Annotated in this window: 12 protein-coding genes and 1 tRNA gene; 12 read left to right on the top strand and 1 reads right to left on the bottom strand. The window is 43.8% G+C overall.

Annotation, left to right across the window (positions count from 1 at the left end; genetic code table 11):
- Nucleotides 1-375 precede the first annotated feature (375 nt).
- The 5 genes from ACTJKG_RS19360 to ACTJKG_RS19380 all read left to right on the top strand — a co-directional run bounded on the left by ACTJKG_RS19360 (nucleotide 376) and on the right by ACTJKG_RS19380 (nucleotide 7429).
- Entirely contained in the window at nucleotides 376-1506 is a 1131-nt protein-coding gene (locus ACTJKG_RS19360) for a sensor protein KdpD (protein WP_172338121.1), read from the top strand.
- 1 nt (nucleotide 1507) lies between these two features.
- A complete protein-coding gene (locus ACTJKG_RS19365; protein WP_440740173.1) occupies nucleotides 1508-3220 on the top strand; it encodes an ATP-binding protein in 1713 nt (570 codons plus the stop codon).
- Between the two features lie 553 nt (nucleotides 3221-3773).
- Complete coding sequence (locus ACTJKG_RS19370; RefSeq protein WP_440740174.1) at nucleotides 3774-5531, top strand: family 43 glycosylhydrolase; 1758 nt, start codon at nucleotides 3774-3776, stop codon at nucleotides 5529-5531.
- 388 nt (nucleotides 5532-5919) lie between these two features.
- Entirely contained in the window at nucleotides 5920-6426 is a 507-nt protein-coding gene (locus tag ACTJKG_RS19375) for a hypothetical protein (protein ID WP_172338118.1), read from the top strand.
- A gap of 46 nt (nucleotides 6427-6472) precedes the next feature.
- Nucleotides 6473-7429: an acetyl-CoA carboxylase carboxyltransferase subunit alpha gene (locus ACTJKG_RS19380; RefSeq protein WP_172338117.1), complete on the top strand. Its 957-nt coding sequence runs from the start codon at nucleotides 6473-6475 to the stop codon at nucleotides 7427-7429.
- A gap of 564 nt (nucleotides 7430-7993) precedes the next feature.
- Here the strand turns inward: ACTJKG_RS19380 and ACTJKG_RS19385 are convergent.
- Nucleotides 7994-11146, bottom strand: a complete 3153-nt coding sequence (locus ACTJKG_RS19385) for a protein O-mannosyl-transferase family (protein ID WP_440740175.1) — start codon at nucleotides 11144-11146, stop codon at nucleotides 7994-7996.
- Nucleotides 11147-11360: 214 nt separating this feature from the next.
- Here ACTJKG_RS19385 and ACTJKG_RS19390 point away from each other — a divergent pair.
- The 7 genes from ACTJKG_RS19390 to ACTJKG_RS19420 all read left to right on the top strand — a co-directional run bounded on the left by ACTJKG_RS19390 (nucleotide 11361) and on the right by ACTJKG_RS19420 (nucleotide 19087).
- A tRNA-Gln gene (locus tag ACTJKG_RS19390) sits at nucleotides 11361-11431 on the top strand.
- A gap of 153 nt (nucleotides 11432-11584) precedes the next feature.
- Complete coding sequence (locus ACTJKG_RS19395; RefSeq protein WP_172338115.1) at nucleotides 11585-12529, top strand: ribose-phosphate pyrophosphokinase; 945 nt, start codon at nucleotides 11585-11587, stop codon at nucleotides 12527-12529.
- A gap of 136 nt (nucleotides 12530-12665) precedes the next feature.
- Complete coding sequence (locus ACTJKG_RS19400; RefSeq protein ID WP_166090502.1) at nucleotides 12666-13250, top strand: 50S ribosomal protein L25/general stress protein Ctc; 585 nt, start codon at nucleotides 12666-12668, stop codon at nucleotides 13248-13250.
- 143 nt (nucleotides 13251-13393) lie between these two features.
- On the top strand, nucleotides 13394-13954 hold the full coding sequence (gene pth, locus ACTJKG_RS19405) for an aminoacyl-tRNA hydrolase (RefSeq protein ID WP_172338114.1): 561 nt from the start codon (nucleotides 13394-13396) through the stop codon (nucleotides 13952-13954).
- A gap of 107 nt (nucleotides 13955-14061) precedes the next feature.
- The gene (locus ACTJKG_RS19410) at nucleotides 14062-16509 is read left to right on the top strand and encodes a TonB-dependent receptor domain-containing protein (RefSeq protein WP_440740176.1); all 2448 of its coding nucleotides are present in this window, start codon (nucleotides 14062-14064) and stop codon (nucleotides 16507-16509) included.
- A 63-nt stretch (nucleotides 16510-16572) separates the two neighbouring features.
- Complete coding sequence (locus tag ACTJKG_RS19415; RefSeq protein ID WP_172338112.1) at nucleotides 16573-16923, top strand: Spx/MgsR family RNA polymerase-binding regulatory protein; 351 nt, start codon at nucleotides 16573-16575, stop codon at nucleotides 16921-16923.
- Nucleotides 16924-17101: 178 nt separating this feature from the next.
- A complete protein-coding gene (locus tag ACTJKG_RS19420) occupies nucleotides 17102-19087 on the top strand; it encodes a M1 family metallopeptidase (RefSeq protein WP_172338111.1) in 1986 nt (661 codons plus the stop codon).
- The last annotated feature ends 26 nt before the right edge of the window (nucleotides 19088-19113 follow it).

Here is a 19113-nt window from a genome sequence, read left to right on the forward strand (position 1 = left end):
TGATTAACTCCGTTGAGGGCTACGCCGTTTTCAGAATTTATTGCATTGTCATTTTGTGAATTCTTAAATCCTGTAAATTCTGATTCAGATAAGATAAGTATGATTGTTTTTTATAATTAATGTTTGGTTGTTAATTATAAGTTTGGTTGACGAACATTCATACCGTAAAAGGGGATTTTTCGGAATCTCCTTTTATTAGTTTTATAAAAAATTATTAGTGATGAAAATGTTAAGTTTAGATATAGGCAGGGCCGTGCGATTCCCCTCTTGAGAGGGGTGGAGGGGTGTGTTTTTTAAACGATTGTGAACACACCCCTGCCATTGCACAAAGCCACGCTCCCCCTCTCAAGAGGGGAGTCTAACCAAAGCCACATTATGAGCGAAGAAAATAAAGAGCAGTCGGTTGAGCATTTCCTGGAGCTCATTAAACGTTCCAGGCGGGGTAAATTTAAGGTTTACATAGGCATGAGTGCGGGTGTGGGTAAAACCTATCGCATGCTGCTGGAAGCCCAGGCCCTGCTGCGCAATGGCATCGATGTTAAAATAGGTTATATTGAAACCCATGGCCGTAAAGAAACCGTGGCACAACTGGAAGGCCTGCCCGTAATACCCCGCCGTAAGTTGTTTTACAAAGGGAAGGAGCTGGAAGAGATGGATCTGAAAGCCATCATCAGCCTGCGCCCCGAGGTAGTGATAGTGGATGAGCTGGCCCATACCAATATTGAGGGTAGCAGTAACGAAAAACGCTGGCAGGATGTAATGCAGATCCTGAACGCGGGTATCAACGTGATCAGCGCGGTGAACATCCAGCATATGGAAAGCCTGAACGAAGAGGTGCAGCGCATTACCGGCGCAACCATCAACGAGCGCATCCCCGATAAGGTTTTGCAAATGGCCGATGAAGTAGTGAATATCGACCTTACTGCCGATGAACTGATAGACCGTTTAAAGGAGGGCAAGATATATGATGAAAAGAAAGTACCGCTGGCGCTCAATAATTTTTTTCAGTCCGAGCGCATACTGCAGCTGCGGGAACTGGCCCTGCGCGAGGTGGCCCACCAGGTAGAACGGAAAATCGACATCGAGATTCCCAAAAATATCAAGCTGCGGCCCGAGCTTTTTTTGGCCTGCATCAGTACCAATGATGCCTCGGCCAAGATCATTATACGTAAAACGGCCAGGTTATCATCATACTATCGTTCTAAATGGTACGTGCTTTATGTACAAACCTCGCGCGAAAGCAGCGATAAAATAAACCTGGCATCACAACGGCATCTCATCAACAACATGAAACTGGCTACGCAGCTGGGGGGCGAGGTGCTCAAAGTAAAAAACGACCATATAGCCAAGGCCATTTGGGAAACGGCCGAAAAATATGATATTACCACCATTTGCATTGGCAAACCCCGGTTTAAATTTTACCAGGTGATCATGAAAACGGCGGTATTTACCCAATTGTTAAATAAGATGTCAAAAACTGATATTGACCTTGTAATACTATCATAACATGACCATTAAAAATAAACTACGTACAGGCATCGGGTTTTTGTTTGTACTGTCATTCATCTGCTGCGGGTTGTCGGTGTATTTCCTCAACCGTTTGTCGGCCGATGCGGGGGCTATTCTCAAGGATAACTATAAATCATTGCAGTACGGCCAGCAGATCCTGTCGGCAGTGGATGCCAATGGTGGCCCGCTTAGTCCGGCGCAATTAAAAACAATTGAAACCAACCTGGTGCTGGAAGAGCATAACATCACCGAACCGGGCGAGGGGCAGAAGGCGGCTTCATTGCGTGCTGTTTTTGAAAAAATTAAACTGGCAAATAATGATGCCGTCCAGCTATCTACCCTACGTGTACAGGCAAGGCAACTGGTTTATGGGTTTATGCAGCTTAACATGACGGCCATTGCCCATAAAAATGATATCGCCAAAGGTACAGCCAGCCGTGCTACCATACTGGTGGCTTTTTGCGGTGCGTTTTTGTTCCTGGTGGCGTTTAGTTTCGTGGTTAATTTCCCGGGATATATTGCCAACCCGCTCAAGGAGCTTACCGCCCGTATCAAGGAAGTATCCAACCGTAACTATCATCAACAGATCGATTTTCACTCTAACGATGAATTTGGCGAACTGGGCCAGGCTTTTAATACCATGACCCGCAAGCTGGATGAATTTGAGAACAGTAACCTGGCCAGTATCCTTTTTGAAAAAAGACGGATCGAAACCATCATCAATTCCATGCACGATGCCATTTTGGGGCTCGACGAAAAAATGATCATCATATTTGCCAATGAGGTGGCTTGTTCATTAATCGGTATGACTGCCGATCAGCTCAATGGCCGTTACGCGCCCGATGTGGCTTTGGAAAACGACCTGCTGCGCAACCTGTTGGTGAATGACCAAACCAAACTGAAAATATTTGCCGATAACCGCGAGAGCTTTTATTCACGCGAGTCGCTATCCGTTACCAGCAAGGGTAAGGTGATAGGCAAGGTGATCATCCTGAAAAATATTACCGAATACCAGCAGCTGGATGAGGCTAAAACCAACTTCATCGCCACCATATCACATGAGCTCAAAACGCCGATCTCGTCCATCAAAATGAGTCTTAAATTGCTGGAGGATGTGCGCATTGGCGATGTAAATACCGAGCAAAAGCAACTGCTGGAAAATATTGAAGAAGACGCCCGCCGCCTGCTGCAAATAACCGGCGAACTACTGGATATGGCCCAGGTAGAAACCGGTAAGCTGCAGCTCAACTTTGGCAAAACCCACCCCAGAAACATTGTAGATTACGCCGTAAAAGCCATCAAATTTATAGCCGATCAGAAGCAGGTAAATATCAAAGTGGATTGTGATGAGAACCTGCCCGATGTACACGCCGATCTGGACAAAACCACCTGGGTGCTCATTAATTTATTATCAAACGCTATCAAATACAGCCACGAAAAATCGACGGTGGAACTGGTGGTAAAAAAACGCCATACCGACGAGATCGAATTTTCGGTACAGGATCATGGCAAGGGCATCGAAGAGCAGTACCTGTCGCGCCTGTTTGAGCGCTATTTTAAAGTTCCCAATGCCACCGCCGATCAAACCGGTACCGGCCTGGGCTTGGCCATAGCCAAAGATTTTATCGAAGCGCAATCGGGCAAGATAGCGGTAGACAGCGAACTGGGCGCCGGCAGCCGGTTTGCCTTTACCTTGAAGAGAGTAGCGTGATGAGCTACTTTTCTTCAATTTTGTCATGCTGAGGAACGAAGCATCTATTATTAAACTTTGCGATTGTGAAATAGAGCCCCGCTGTCCGAAGTCAGAGACTTCAGGCAACGGGGGAAATAAAAAATAACGTCATTGCGAGCGTAGCGTGGCAATCCCCGACTTACAAAGACGCTCCACATATCGGGGATTATTAATGTGTTATTGTTTTTATCGGGATTAATGAGCTCCTTTCAGTCGGTTGTCCACGTCGTTCCTCCTCGCAATGACGTGCAGGGGAAGAGCGCGTTATATCCTCCTTTCTAAGGCATCCACACAGAAATAAAACAGTCTAAAAAAACCGACCGTTCGGTATGTCGCTATTTACCTATCAATAAATCAATACTTTTTAAAATTTTCAAAACTGCTCAAAACGGTGTTGAAATTTGTTAAAATCGTTAAAACCGATGTTTTTTGATGAATTTCTGAATGTTTTTAGCCCGTTTTTGAACATAAAAGTGTTAAAATTTGAGGTTTAAAAAGTTTTAGGCTATCTGAATTTTATAAGTTTGCCTAAATGAAAACATCTCTCCGTTTTTTGCTGATGCTGCTGTGCTGCTTTGCCTTATCAACGGCGCATGCCCAAAACAAAAGGCTCACCTACTGCAACCCCCTCAACCTCGATTATGGGTATACCCCCTTTGCCGATTTTGCCGCCTGGGGTAAGCACCGCGCCACCGCCGATCCAACCGTTACCCTGTTCAAAGGGAAATACTACCTGTTCAGTACCAATCAGTTTGGTTATTGGTGGAGCGATGATATGTTGAACTGGAAATTTGTGTCGCGCAGGTTCCTGAGGCCCTATAATGAGAACCAGGGCGACGAGCTTTGCGCGCCGGCAACCCTGGTGTTGGGCGATACCCTGCTGGTGATCGGCTCTACCTATAATAAGGATTTTACCCTTTGGATGAGCACCGACCCTACCCATGATACCTGGAAAGCCGCCAAAGACTATTTTAAAGTAGGCGCCTGGGATCCGGGTATGTTTACAGATGATGATGGCCGGGTTTATATCTACCATGGCTCCAGCAATACCCTGCCGCTCTATGGCCAGGAGATTGATCGCAGAACGTTTGAACCTACCGGCCCTAAAAAAGAACTGGTGAAGCTAAACCCCGAAATACACGGCTGGGAACGCTTTGGCGAGCATAACGATAATGTTTTCCTGCTACCCTTTATCGAAGGTTCCTGGATGAACAAGCATAACGGCAAATATTACCTTCAGTTCGGCGCCCCAGGCACCGAGCAAAGCGGCTATGCCGATGGTGTTTTCACCAGCGATAAGCCGCTGGGGCCGTTTACTTATCAAAAGCATAACCCATTCTCGTACAAACCGGGCGGTTTTGCCAAAGGTGCCGGGCATGGTGCTACCTGGCAGGATAAGTTTGGCAACTACTGGCATATCTCCACCATGGGTATCTCGGTAAAAAACAACTTTGAGCGCCGCATCGGTTTCTGGCCAGCCGGTTTTGACAGCGATGGCGTGCTGTATACCAATACTGCCTATGGCGATTACCCGCATTATTTAGCAGCAGGTCCCGAAGATCACCTCAAAAGCAATTTTACCGGCTGGATGATCCTCAACTATAATAAACCGGTAGAAGTTTCCTCAACACTGGGCGGTTATGCATCCAACAATGCTGTCGACGAGGATATCAGAACCTATTGGAGCGCCAAAACGGCCAACAAAGGCGAATGGTTTAAAACCGACCTGGGAGAAGTAAGCACGGTAAATGCCGTACAGATCAACTACGCCGATCAGGATGCCACTTTCCTGGGTAAATCACAGGGTGTTTTTCATCAGTACATCGTTTATTCGTCGTTGGACGGAAAAACATGGAAACCGCTGATCGACAAAAGCAAAAATAAAACCGACGTACCGCACGATTATATCGAACTAAAAAATCCAACCAGAACCCGTTACCTTAAAATGGTGAACCTGCACATGCCAACCGGTAAATTCGCGCTATCCGGCTTCCGGGTATTTGGTAAAGGTGCTGGTGCAAAAGCAGATACGGTACAAAACTTCATTGTATTGCGTGGCGATAGCGAACGCCGCAATGCCTGGCTAAAATGGAAACCGGTAGATAATGCCACAGGCTATACTATTTATATGGGCATAGCGCCCGATAAACTGTACAACAATATGCTGGTATACGGCAAAAACGAGTATTACTTTAATGGGATGGATAAAAACCTGCCGTATTATTTCCAGATCGAATCATTTAATGAAGATGGTATTTCAAAGCGATCTAAAGTGGTGAAAGTGGAGTGAGATTAACCGTATGTCATTTCGAACGAAGAGAGAAACAAAAAGTTGGGCTGTCACCCTGAGCCCGTCGAAGGGCGCGCGCAGAGGCCTGCCCACCATGCTTCGACGGGGCTCAGCATGACAGCCGATCGAAAAGCCAAAGCTTTGTGCGATTCCTTCCCTCGGGAAGAGGAGGAAGGAGTTTCTGTGCCTTGTAAACTTGCATCATGCATAAACTCCTCCCTGCCACAACACCATCCAGCCGCACCCCTCCCGTGGGGAGGGAATTGAAAATGGCACTGCTCCTTGCACTCGTTGCAAACGAGCGCAAGTATTTAGAGCGATACATTAACTTTTAGTTATTTTTTTTGTTGGATGGCCCAATAATTGCCGTTTTTTCGTAAAATGCCCCATGCTAAGATCAATATTTTCCTTTATTGCTATTTTGTTCTTTTGTGGCACTATTCGGGCGCAGCAGGCGGATAGTACGCTGAAAAAATCGCCGGTAAAAACGCTTACCGATAAACAATATACCGCATTGCTCAACGGTGATGATGCGTACGGTAATATGGCCTTACCCGCCCAGATCAATCATTTCCCCATGCCCGATCAGGCCATCAGGTTTAAAAAAGAATTGGGACTGAGTCCTGCGCAGGTAACCAAAATTACGGCTATTGCTACTGAGCTGCACCGCAAAAGATTGGAAATGGGGGCATTCATTATTAAAAATGAACAAACCCTGGATGAGCTTTTTCGTAAACAGCGGTTAAATAATGGCGATGTGATATTTTATGCAACGCGCTCCGGATTGTATTACGGAGAGCTCAGAAACGCCATTTTGCAGGCTTGTTTAAGCACCGGCGACCTGATGGCTCCCCAGCAAATCAAGAAGCTGGAAACTTTACAAAACCCTAATTGATAATATACCGTAGGATTTACTTAATTTAGCGGCCCAAATAAATAGTATGAAGATTACTTTTGATTTTGAAAAACCACTGGCTGAACTGATACAGCAGATTGAAAAGGTAAAGCAGGTTGAGGACAAGAACAAACTGGACATGTCGGCAACCATTGCAGAACTGGACGCAAAGCTGGAGGCTGCCAAAAAAGAGATCTACGGCAATTTGACCGGCTGGCAAAAGGTTCAGATATCACGTCACCCCGAAAGACCATATACCCTTCAATATATTGAGTTAATGTGCGATGATTTTATTGAGTTGCACGGCGACAGGACGGTAGGCGATGATAAAGCCATCATTGGTGGTTTTGGAACGTTGAACGGTCAAACCGTGATGTTCATTGGGCACCAGAAAGGTCGTAACACCAAGGAGCGCCAATACCGCAACTTTGGTATGGCTAATCCCGAAGGTTACCGCAAGGCTTTAAGGCTCATGAAAATGGCCGAAAAATTCAATAAACCTGTGGTTACCCTGATTGACACACCGGGCGCATTCCCTGGTCTGGAAGCCGAAGAGCGCGGACAAGGCGAAGCCATTGCCCGCAACCTGCTGGAAATGGCCGTGCTGAAAGTGCCGGTGATCTGCGTGATCATAGGCGAAGGAGCATCTGGCGGGGCCCTGGGCATAGGTATTGGCGATAAGGTACTGATGCTGGATAATTCCTGGTACTCGGTGATATCTCCCGAAAACTGCTCAACCATCCTTTGGAAAACCTGGGAAAACAAAGAACGTGCTGCTGAAGTACTGAAATTGACTTCGACAGAAATGTATAAGAACAAACTGATCGACGGTGTGATCAAAGAACCCCTTGGCGGTGCGCATCAGGATCCCGTGGCTATGGCCACCATCCTGAAAAAGCAATTGCTAAAAGATCTGAAAACACTGGGCGAACGTAATATCGATGAGCTGGTTACCGAACGTATCGACAAGTTCTGCAACATGGGCGTTGTAAACGAAGGATAAAAAATTCTGATCTATATTAAAAAGCGGCTTATGCCGCTTTTTTTGTTTAACGATAAAGGCCGGCTCATTGATTTCTATGATAAAAGCAAAAGATTTTGAATTAAGTATCTATTTTTAATTCCCTCCCTCGGGAGGGGCGCGTTGGGCAGGTGTAATGACAGGGAGGGGTTTCTACGCGCGATGATTATCTTGTTCTACAAACCCCTTCCTCCCCTTCCCGAGGGAAGGAATCGCACCAAGCCTTCGCTCTTTTGATGGCTGTCATACTGAGCCTGTTGAAGTATGGTGGGCAGGCCTCTGCGCGCGCGCTTCGACAAGCTCAGGGTGACAGGCCTTCGCTCCCGCGAGATTAGCGTAGCGTATCTCGTGGGTGGCATGCGGTAATACGCCAGCTGAAAGCTGAGTCATGCGTACCACGGGCTGGAAGCCCGCGGCAGCGTAAGGACAAAAAGTGGGTTTACATGGGTTTACACTTTTTGCCAATTAAAAACATGTAATAAATTGATTTTCAACTATATAATTCGATTTTAACCATAAAAAGTGTAAACCCATGTAAACCCACTTTTACTGTTTAGGAGTAACGCCAAATTTGGCTTCAAAGCCTTTGAGCTGCGCGCTGAATTTGGTGTTTAATGCTGTTTGTTTAAAATCTTTGGTGAAACCTACCAGTCCGCTTAAAATCTGTATGGAGTATTGTATGTCGCGGTTGTCCAGGCTGGTTTCGTTACGTTGCAGCAAGGCGTAATTATAGGTAAGCGAGTTGTTTACATAATCATCAACCTGATTAGCCAGTTTGTTAGCCAGCGCGATATCACCCAGACGGTAGGAGCTTTCGATCATATAAAATTTACGTACGGCAACCTCGGTGGAGTTGATGATGCCCGGCATTACTTCGTCGTATTTTTTCAGCGCGTTTTTGGCAAGGTCGTTATGGCCTTCTTTCATCAGGTTGTCTGCTAAATTGGAATAAAGCCTGGTGATCAACGGATAAAACATGGTCATGGACTCATGATCAAGGTAACGGGCGTTTTTCATATTGCCCCATTTAAACTTGGTCATCATGTTATGATACATCACCGGGGTATTGCTATTTTCGAGCGAGTTTGATGATGCTGTATCAGGTTTCAAAGGCATCAGGCGATAAGCGAAGCCCTCGTTGTACAGGTACTTGTCCAGGCCTATCATGTTATCATTAGGCACGGTTACCGAGAAATAGATGGGCCGTTTCCAGTTATTATGCGATAGAATGTCCATCATTGCCAAAACATCTTTGGTTACATAGCGGCCACTAAAGGTCCAGTCCATTTCAGGTACTATCTTATCTTTTTCTGCAGCCGGAACAGTACCGGTTTGCACTACCTGGTTAGGGTCGATAGTCAGCTTAAAGTTTTTAGTAGGGAGATAATTGGATACATCGCCATTATTGTACTCTACCATGGTTGATTTATCATCAGAGGTCATAAAATCAAAAACCTCTTTGAGCTCAGTAGCGCCGGTTAGTTTTTGATCGTTAAAATAAATAACATCACGTACACCTGGTTTAAACTTGTCGTTCGGCATAGTGATAGGCAGCGGTTCCGACTCATTCATCTTATTTTTCATACCGCGGATGTACCAGTCGGTACCCAGCAAGCTCAGGTTCACGATGCGTACATCCGGGCGCACATTTTCCACCTCCTGTATATACCAAAGCGGGTAAGTATCATTATCACCATAGGTAAATAAAATAGCGTTAGGCGCGCAGGAATTCAGGTAATTGTACGCCATATCATGCGGCGTAAGCTTGGTGGAACGGTCATGATCGTCCCATTCCTGGTTGGCCATTAATACCGGTGCAGCCAATAGGCAAATTAGCGTAGCTATAATGGCGCTTGTTTTGGCATTGATCTTTTTCGACAGAAAATCGGCAATAGCCAGCACACCTAAGCCAATCCAAATGGCAAAGGCATAAAATGAACCTGCATAAGCATAATCACGCTCACGTGGCTGTAAAGGGTCCTGGTTGAGGTATAATACAATGGCCAAACCTGTAAAAAAGAACAGCACCAACACAACGCCCGCATTTCGCTGATCGCGCCAAAAATGGAAGAACAGGCCTATCAGACCGATGATCAGCGGTAAAAAGAACAGGCGGTTGTAGCTTTTGCTTTCGGTAACAGCGTAGGGCAGGGGTTTGCTGAAATCCCAGCCGCTTAACCAGGAACCGTCTACACCGCCCTTGCCATCAATGGCGCCGGTTTGGCCGTCAAGATCATTGGCACGACCAACAAAATTCCACAGAAAATAGCGGGTGTACATCTGGTTCACCTGCCAGGTGCCAAAAAAGCCCAGGTTGGTGGCAAAGGTTGGATGTTCGCTTTGACCCAGTTTACTCCATGCCCGGTAAAAATCGGGATGTCCAGCCTTATCGCTGAACATACGGGGGAAGGGCGTATTGCGGTCATACACAGTGGTCAGTTTTTTACCGGCTACCTCATATTTGGTTTCGCCGCGACGGTAAATAGTAGCACCTTCGGTTTGCTCGGTTGGGGTTGAATCAAAAAACTGGCCATAAAGTAGTGGCGTATCGCCGTATTGGTCGCGGTTCAGATAGCCGTTAAGCGCGAAAGCGTTTTCAGGGTCGCTGTTGTTTAGGTTAGGGTTTGCCTTGGCCCTTACTACAATCATCACAAATGAGCTGTATCCAAACAGGATAAACAGGAGGCAAATTAAAAAAGTATTCAGAGCAAAGCGTTTTTCGCGGATCTTCACTACGTACTCCAACAGGGCAAGTACTACCGCGCCAACTATGATGCCTACAATCCCGGCGCTGATGCCCAGTACCAATATAAAGCATACCGCAGCCATAATGATAGCCGGTTTTTGTGGTTTAATGGTATAATAGATCCCAGCAACAATAGTGGCTATCAGCAAAAGAAAGAACACTACAGCGCCGCTGCCAAAGCCCATACCCAAAGTATTCACAAAAAGCAGGTCGGAAAAAGCCGCGCCCTTTACGGTATATTGAATAACCCCCCAAAGTACAAAGGCCACAGCCACTATACCGGCAAAAAATGCCCAGAAAGTACCTTTGGAAGTGATATTTTTTGCTCTGCGGAAGTAGATAACCAATGCTATAGCTGGTATTACCAGCAGGTTTAATAAATGTATACCTATAGATAAGCCCATGACATAGGCAATAAATACGATCCATTTATCGGCATGCTGCTCATCGGCATGGGCATCCCATTTTAATATGGCCCAGAATACAATGGCTGTACATAAAGATGATTGCGCGTAAACCTCGGACTCCACAGCCGAGAACCAGAAAGTATCAGACCAGGCATATGCCAGGGCGCCAACTAAGCCGGCTCCTATGATCAATATCAGGTTTGCAATAGTGATGTCTTCGGTCTTTTTAACCAATAGCTTTTTGGCCAGGGCGGTAACCGTCCAAAACAGGAACATGATAGTTGCCCCACTGGCCAGCGCCGAAGCCATATTGGCCCAGTAAGCCACTTTGGTGCTATCACCCATAGACAGTAAGGTGAAAACCTTTCCTATCATCGTAAACAGGGGCGCACCGGGCTGGTGGGCCACTTGTAAACGGTAAATACAGGCAACAAACTCGCCGCAATCCCAAAAACTGGAGGAGGGCTCTAAAGTTAAAATATAAGTTAGCGAAGCAATGATAAAGGCTACCCAGCCAAATATATTATTGATTTTTTTGTAGTCCATGTCTGAATTTTACGATAGAAAAAAGGTTGAATGCAGCCCGAAATTAGTAAAAGTATTATGATGTTAAAACCAAAAGCATGGGATTAACACTTTTTTGGCCTGTTTTGGGCGTTAAGAGGCAATGAAAAATACTTTTTTAAAATTCTTTTTGAGAGTTAAAAAATCGTCTTATATTTGCATTCCTTTTCGGGGAGTAAAACAAACCAAAGGAGATTGCCTGATAGTATAATGGTAGTACGACGGTTTTTGGTACCGTTTGTCTAGGTTCGAATCCTGGTCGGGCAACATAGAAAATTTCGGATTTCTGATTTTCAATTTCGGATTTAGGTCTGATAGAAAATTGAAATCCGAATTGTTTTTATAAGGGTTTACAACATAAAGATTAAGCTATCGGATTGAAACATCCGGAACTGAACATCCTAAATCCAACATAAGAAAATGCCATTACAATTTAATCCGGTTAAGTTATTTGCAGGATCAGGTTCTAAGGAACTGGCGCAAAAGATTGCTGATGCTTATGGACGGGAATTAGGTGACGTGGTACTGTCACGCTTTAGTGATGGTGAATTTCAGCCGCATTTTAATGAATCTGTAAGGGGATGCGACGTATTTCTGATACAGAGTACTCACCAGCCTACCGACAATCTAATGGAATTACTGATGATGATTGATGCCGCTCGTCGTGCTTCATCACATTATGTAAGTGCTGTTATTCCGTATTTTGGATTGGCCCGTCAGGACAGGAAAGATAAGCCACGTGTGGCCATCAGTGCTAAACTGGTAGCTAATTTGCTGGTTGCAGCAGGCATTAACCGTATCATGACCATGGATTTGCACGCTGCGCAGATTCAGGGCTTTTTTGATATACCGGTTGATCACCTGGATGCTTCTATCATTTTTGTGCCTTATATCAAAAGCCTCGGCTTGCAGAATTTAACTATCGCATCGCCGGATATGGGTGGCTCATACAGGGCCCGCAGTTTTGCGAAATTCTTTAATGCCGAGGTGGTTATTTGCGATAAACGTCGTAAGCGTGCCAATGAAATTGAGGCGATGACGCTGATTGGTGATGTAACCGATCAGGATATTGTGCTGATTGATGATATCTGCGATACGGCTGGTACACTGGCAAAAGCTGCCGGACTGATTATGGAGCGTGGTGCACGCAGCGTACGCGCGGTTTGTACACACCCGGTATTGTCAGGTAAGGCTTATGAAACTATTGAAAACTCGGCTTTGGCAGAGTTAATAGTTACCGATACTATACCGTTAAAACAAACGAGCCCTAAGATTAAGGTGCTGTCAACTGCCGAATTGTTTGCAAAAGCCATTAGCAATGTGAATGAACACGGTTCTATCAGCCAGTTGTTTAGGGTAGATTGATAGGAAGCTTATAGTTCATGGTCGATGGTTCATAGCCGGAAACGTGGATTTGAATAGAATAAAAATATTTGTGCGGATTAGACACATGAACAATGATCTATGAACCATGAAATTAACAAATAAATAAATACAAATAATGAAATCAATTGCTATTAGCGGTTCTCCAAGAGAGAACGTAGGGAAAAGAGACGCTAAAGAACTGCGTTATCAAGGCTTAGTGCCTGCAGTACTTTACGGTGGGCCAACACAATCCCACTTTGCAGTGTCCGCAGCTGATTTGAGAGCCGTTGTTTATACTCCGGTTGTTCATTTCATCGATCTTGAAATTGCTGGTGTTAAATCACAAGCTATTATTAAAGATATTCAGTTTCACCCTTTAACTGAACAAATTATCCACGTTGACTTTTTGTTGCTTGACGAGAAAAAGCCAATCACTATCGAGATCCCTGTTAAATTAACCGGTACTTCTCCAGGTGTTAAAGTGGGTGGTAAATTAGTTCAGAAACTAAGGAAACTGCGCATCAAAGCATTGCCTAAAGATCATTTAGATGCTATCGAAGTAAGCATTGAAGCTCTGGAAGTTGGTAAATCAGTAAAAGTTGGCGAAATTAAATTGCCAAACCTTACTATTACTAATGCTCAGGAAGATACTATCGTATCGGTAACTACTTCACGTGCATTACGTCAGGCAGAGCAGGAAGCTGCTTCAGGTAAAAAGTAAGCCCCCTAACCCCCTGAAGGGGGAATGAAAGGGTACTATTAAAACAGCGGTAAGGTAACTTATCGCTGTTTTTGTTTAAAAATAATATCTTCGCACTTTAATTTAAGTAAATCAAAAATTCCCCCTTCAGGGGGCCAGGGGGCATGAAATATCTTATAATTGGCTTAGGAAATATTGGACCTGAATATGCTGATACCCGGCATAATATAGGGTTTATGATACTGGATGAATTAGCCAAACAGGAGAATGCGAAGTTTTATCACATGCGCCTGGCTTACTATAGTGAGGTATCATTCAAAGGACGTACACTCCATCTTATTAAACCAACTACTTACATGAACCTAAGCGGCAAAGCCATGAATCATTGGATGAAGGAGCTCAAAATACCTGTCGAAAATGTATTGGTGCTGGTTGATGACATAGCCCTTCCTTTAGGTACATTGAGGTTAAAACCCAAAGGCAGCGCTGCGGGGCATAATGGTTTAAAACATATCGAAGCAACTTTGGGCAATAATAATTATGCCCGCCTCCGGTTTGGTGTAGGCGATAATTATCCCAAAGGCCGCCAGGTTGATTATGTATTAAGTGGTTTTGATGATGATGAAAAACCCGAACTCCCTGCACTTATTGATCGCTCTATTGAAATGATAAAAAGCTTTGCTACCATCGGTACCGAACTCACCATGACCCGCTACAATAAATAGAAATATGTGGGAATCACTAAAAACTAACTGGTTAGTTAAAAAGTGTTAAATAATACTTTCCCTATGCAACAGTTAAATAGGTTGCTGCGTCTTATTACTAAATCATTATGAAACAATTTTTACTGACCCTGCTTTCCTGTTATATTTCGGCGATTTGTTTTGCCCAGACTCAAAATTCGCCAACAAACATAACTGTTAAGGGCTCAGTAATTGATTCTGCATTAAATAAGCCCTTGGGATATGTTACTGTTGCTTTACAGGATGCTAACACCCATGCCCCTGTAAAAAGCACCCTTGCTAAAGACGATGGAAGTTTTGAATTAAAAGCTCCGGATGGTAAAACTTACCAGCTGGTAGTTGCTTTTATTGGCTATGCTACCAAGATTTTGCCTGTAAAACCAACGGAGACCGAATTCAATGCAGGTAAAATTTTGCTTGCTCCCTCCAGTAAAGAATTAAAAGAAGTTACCGTAACAGCAGTGCGGCCAACCCTGAAACAAGAGGTGGATCGTCTTACTTATGATGTAACTGCCGATCCTGAGAGTAAAGCAGTATCTGCGCTGGATATGATGCGTAAAGTGCCGCTTTTATCGGTTGATGGAGATGATAAGATCAGGCTCAAAGGAAGTGGTAATTATAAAATCCTGATCAACGGAAAAGAATCGGCATTGATGGCCAAAAGCCCATCGGATGTATTGAAAGCGATGCCGGCCACCAATATCGAAAAAATCGAAGTGATTACCACGCCGCCCGCTAAATACGATGCGGAAGGTTTAACAGGTATCATCAACATTATCACCAAGAAAAATGCCGATCAAGGTTATAACGGTAGTATCAATATGCGCTATAATACGGTTTGGGGACCTGGATATAATTTGAATGCAACGGTAAAACAAGGTAAATTTGGTCTTTCGGGATATGCAGGTTTTGGTACCCAGAAAGAAGTAACCGGCGCAACGCACAATACGCAAACACAATTTTTAAATCAATCGGTATCAAGCATCTTAAATCAGGACGGTACCAATACCTTTAGCGGTAAATACAAATATGCTAATGCGGAGTTGAGCTATGAAATAGATAGCCTTGACCTGATCACCGGTTCATTTGAGATATTCCAGGGACATTTTGATCAAAATGGTTCGCTGCAATCCAACCGGGTTAACAATGTCGGAACGCTTGATGAGGCTTATCGTAATGCTACTACCAGTAATAGCAAGGATAAAGGAGCCGATATCGCCATCAATTATCAGCGGAATTTCAAAAACCACAAAGACGAGCTGTTAACCTTATCATACAAATACAGCTATTCGCCAAGTGATCAAACAAGCTCGAACGCGTTTACTGACAGATTTAATTATGATGCTGTTAACAATCCCGATTTCAGACAGCGTAACAATGCTGGTAACCGGGAACATACCATCCAGCTTGATTATGTATATCCGCTTAAAAAATTAAATATAGAAGCTGGAGCAAAAGCTATCCTACGGAATAACTTCAGTGATTTCGGACGTGAAGACCTCGATCCTACTACAAACCAATATGTAGTTAACACTGGGCAAACCAGTACGTTTGATTATCATCAGGATGTAACCAGTGTTTACAATTCTTACCAGTTAAAACTAACTAAATGGACGGTAAAAGGTGGTTTGCGTATTGAACACACTCAAGTTAGGGCTGATTTTGTGGGTACGCCGCTTGATAAAGGCTATAACAATTTGATCCCTTCAGTATCCATACAACGCACCCTGAATAGCAGCAGCATTAATTTCGGTTTTACGCAGCGGATACAGCGCCCTGGTATATACCAGCTTAATCCTTTTGTTGATAACTCAAATCCTAAATTCATCAACACCGGTAATCCTGATCTGCGCCCCGAACTCAATAACACCTTTGAACTTACCTACAGCAACTTTAAAAAGGCATCAGTTACGGTGGGTTTAAGCTACGCGTTTTCCAATAACTCCATTCAAACTATAAGCACTTTGCGTGATACGGTAACATACACAACCTATCAGAACCTGGGTAGCAACCGTACACTTGGTTTCAATATCAATACCAATTTTTCTATCATTAAGCCCTTAACTGTTAGTTTAAATGGGCAAGTTTCACATGTTTGGTTAAAAGGCGTTTACAATAGCGATTTTTTTAAAAACGATGGCTATATCGGTAACGCATTTGCCAGCTTTACCTATAAACTGGGTGATACATACCGATTTGGTTATAACGCCGGTTTCTTTAGTGGTGATGTAACACTGCAAGGTAAATCAAGTAACTTTATCTATAACTCCTACAGTGTTGCTAAAGATCTGTTTAATAAAAAATTCACAGTTACCCTTGTGGCTAATAATCCTTATAGCAAATACAGAGCATTTAACAATAGTACTAACACGCCAGATTTTTCTCAAACCATCAGCAGAGAAAACCCATACCGCCATTTCGCTATCAGGCTTAATTATAAATTCGGCAAGCTCAATAGCGATATTAAAAAGAACCAGCGTAGCATCAATAATGACGATACCAAAGGCGGGGGTAAAAGCAGTGGCGCCAGTCAATAAGAGCTATGCATTAGATTAAAAACACCTGACATACTTTCGGCACAAAAAGGATAAATTAGCCTCATGAAAGTTTACGGAATAACCAATTGCAACACAGTTAAGAAAGCGCTTGACTGGTTGAAAGAAAATAAAGTAGATTATGATTTCCAGGATTTTAAAAAATTAGGTGTAAGCACCGAAAAACTGCAGGAATGGGACAGCAAAGCGGGTTACGAAAAATTCCTGAACAAGCAGGGCCTTACCTGGAAACAACTTGATCCGCAGGTAAAGGAAAGTGTGAAAACCAATGCCGATGCACTTACCTTGTTACAGCAAAAAACAAGTATGATCAAAAGACCTGTTATTGAGGATGGCGACTTTTTGTTTTTTGGTTTTGATGAAAAAGTTTACCAATCTCATTTTCTAAATAAATAAGACCCTTATATTTTTCTATATATCAATTTAAAGCCTATAAATCTCGTATATCTACCTGATTTATAGGCTTTATGTTTATCAAGCCAATAATTAATATTCTGGTAACAATCGTTTTACGAGGCCGTTCAAAAACGTTTTTTTGTAGTATACTTGCTGTATACATACAAAAAATATTGAAATGAATTTAAAACTGATGGCCGGTTTCAGCATGGCCTTTATGTTGGCGGTTAGTGTAAGTGATGCCCAGCAGGCCGCTTCAACGAATGCGCCTGCTTCTGATTACAATTATCATGAAACTTTCGGGCCTGGCTTTTATACCAAAAATGGTACAGAATATCGTGCCGCAAGTGGCGAACCAGGACCTAAATACTGGCAAAACCGGGCCGATTATCAATTGGCTGCAAAACTGAATGATCAAACCAATGAGATCACCGGATCTGAAGTATTAACCTATACCAATAATAGTCCGCAAAACCTTGGCTTTTTATGGATGCAGCTCGATCAAAACCTGTTTAAATTAGACTCACGCGGAACGGCTATTGTACCGCCAACAGGCAGCCGTAACTGGGGCCGTGGCGAAGCATTTGATGCCGGTTACAAAATAAAATCAGTAAAATATGCTATTGGTAAAGGTGAATTTGCTGAAGCTAAATTTTTGATCACAGATACCCGTATGCAGGTTTTTTTACCAAAAGAGGTAACAGCTAATGGCGGGCAGGTTAAGCTTAAAATAGAGTATTCATTTAATCCCCCAAATTATGGATCGGACCGTATGGGGTACCAGGATACTAAAAATGGTAGGATTTATACTGTAGCACAGTGGTATCCACGCATGTGCGTATATGACGATGTAATGGGGTGGAACACACTGCCATATACTGGTCCGGGTGAGTTTTATCTGGAATATGGCGATTTCGATCTGAGTATCACTGCTCCGGCAAATCATATTGTAGTTGCCTCCGGTGAACTGCAAAACCCGCAGGAAGTGTATACCGCAGAGCAGCAAAAGCGCTGGGCCGAGGCAGCTCAAAGCGAAAAAACTGTAATGATCCGTACGGCAGATGAGGTTAAGGATCCCAAATCGCGCCCGGCTGGCAAAACCGAATTAACCTGGCATTTTAAAATAAAAAATGCACGTGATGCCTCATGGGCTTCATCGGCCGCTTTTATTATTGATGCCGCCAAAATGGATCTGCCAAGCGGTAAAAAATCAATAGCTATTTCGGCCTACCCTGTTGAAAGCGATGGCAATGATGCCTGGGGACGGTCAACAGAATATGTAAAGAAATCAATTGAATATAACTCTGCCAAATGGTTTGAATTTCCTTATCCTGCTGCAACAGCAGTTGCCGGTATAGTAGGCGGTATGGAATATCCGGGTATTGTTTTCTGCGGATACAAAGCAAAGAGAAATGCGCTTTGGGGCGTAAATGACCATGAGTTTGGGCATACCTGGTTCCCTATGATCGTAGGTTCAAACGAACGTATGTACGGCTGGATGGACGAAGGTTTTAACACTTTCATCAATACACTTTCGACAGCTAATTTTAACAACGGCGAATATAAAAACACCCGCGCTACAGATATGCACCGTACCGGCGACTTTTTAACCAAGCCCGAACTGGAGCCTGTGATGAGCCAGCCAGCTAATTTGAAAGAGAAAAATACCGGTACATTGCTATATTTTAAACCAAGTGCAGGTTTGGTTTTATTACGTGAGCAGATATTAGGCCCCGAACGCTTTGATTTTGCTTTTAAAACATACATCAACAGATGGGCATTTAAACACCCAACACCTGATGACTTTTTCCGTACCATCGAGAATGCATCGGGTGAAAGTTTGCAATGGTTCTGGAGAGGTTGGTTCCTGAACAACTGGCGTCTGGATGTTGCGGTTAGCGATGTGAAATACGTGGATGGCGATGCCTCAAAAGGAGCAATGATCACCATTGATAACCTGGGCAAAATGGCCATGCCTGTTATCCTGGAGGTGAAAACCAAAAGCGGCAAAACAGATCGTATTAAATTGCCTGTTGAAATCTGGGAGCGTTTTGCTTCATGGACATTCAAGTATCCATCAACCGAAGAAATTGAATCGGTTACTTATGATCCTGACAAAGTAATGCCAGACTATAATCCTGACAATAACGTTTGGAAAAAATAAAAGCAAAGGCCCGGTTTACCGGGCCT

It is taken from the genome of Mucilaginibacter sp. 22184, from assembly GCF_052045695.1.
Taxonomy (GTDB): domain Bacteria; phylum Bacteroidota; class Bacteroidia; order Sphingobacteriales; family Sphingobacteriaceae; genus Mucilaginibacter.

Excerpts from the sequence above, each read along its gene's own strand:
- ACTJKG_RS19385 (WP_440740175.1), bottom strand. The coding sequence starts at position 11,146 with ATGGACTACAAAAAAATCAATAATATATTTGGCTGGGTAGCCTTTATC.
- ACTJKG_RS19415 (WP_172338112.1), top strand. The coding sequence starts at position 16,573 with ATGAAAGTTTACGGAATAACCAATTGCAACACAGTTAAGAAAGCGCTT.
- ACTJKG_RS19375 (WP_172338118.1), top strand. The coding sequence starts at position 5,920 with ATGCTAAGATCAATATTTTCCTTTATTGCTATTTTGTTCTTTTGTGGC.
- ACTJKG_RS19400 (WP_166090502.1), top strand. The coding sequence starts at position 12,666 with ATGAAATCAATTGCTATTAGCGGTTCTCCAAGAGAGAACGTAGGGAAA.
- ACTJKG_RS19395 (WP_172338115.1), top strand. The coding sequence starts at position 11,585 with ATGCCATTACAATTTAATCCGGTTAAGTTATTTGCAGGATCAGGTTCT.
- ACTJKG_RS19370 (WP_440740174.1), top strand. The coding sequence starts at position 3,774 with ATGAAAACATCTCTCCGTTTTTTGCTGATGCTGCTGTGCTGCTTTGCC.
- ACTJKG_RS19410 (WP_440740176.1), top strand. The coding sequence starts at position 14,062 with ATGAAACAATTTTTACTGACCCTGCTTTCCTGTTATATTTCGGCGATT.
- ACTJKG_RS19365 (WP_440740173.1), top strand. The coding sequence starts at position 1,508 with ATGACCATTAAAAATAAACTACGTACAGGCATCGGGTTTTTGTTTGTA.
- ACTJKG_RS19360 (WP_172338121.1), top strand. The coding sequence starts at position 376 with ATGAGCGAAGAAAATAAAGAGCAGTCGGTTGAGCATTTCCTGGAGCTC.
- pth (WP_172338114.1), top strand. The coding sequence starts at position 13,394 with ATGAAATATCTTATAATTGGCTTAGGAAATATTGGACCTGAATATGCT.
- ACTJKG_RS19380 (WP_172338117.1), top strand. The coding sequence starts at position 6,473 with ATGAAGATTACTTTTGATTTTGAAAAACCACTGGCTGAACTGATACAG.
- ACTJKG_RS19420 (WP_172338111.1), top strand. The coding sequence starts at position 17,102 with ATGAATTTAAAACTGATGGCCGGTTTCAGCATGGCCTTTATGTTGGCG.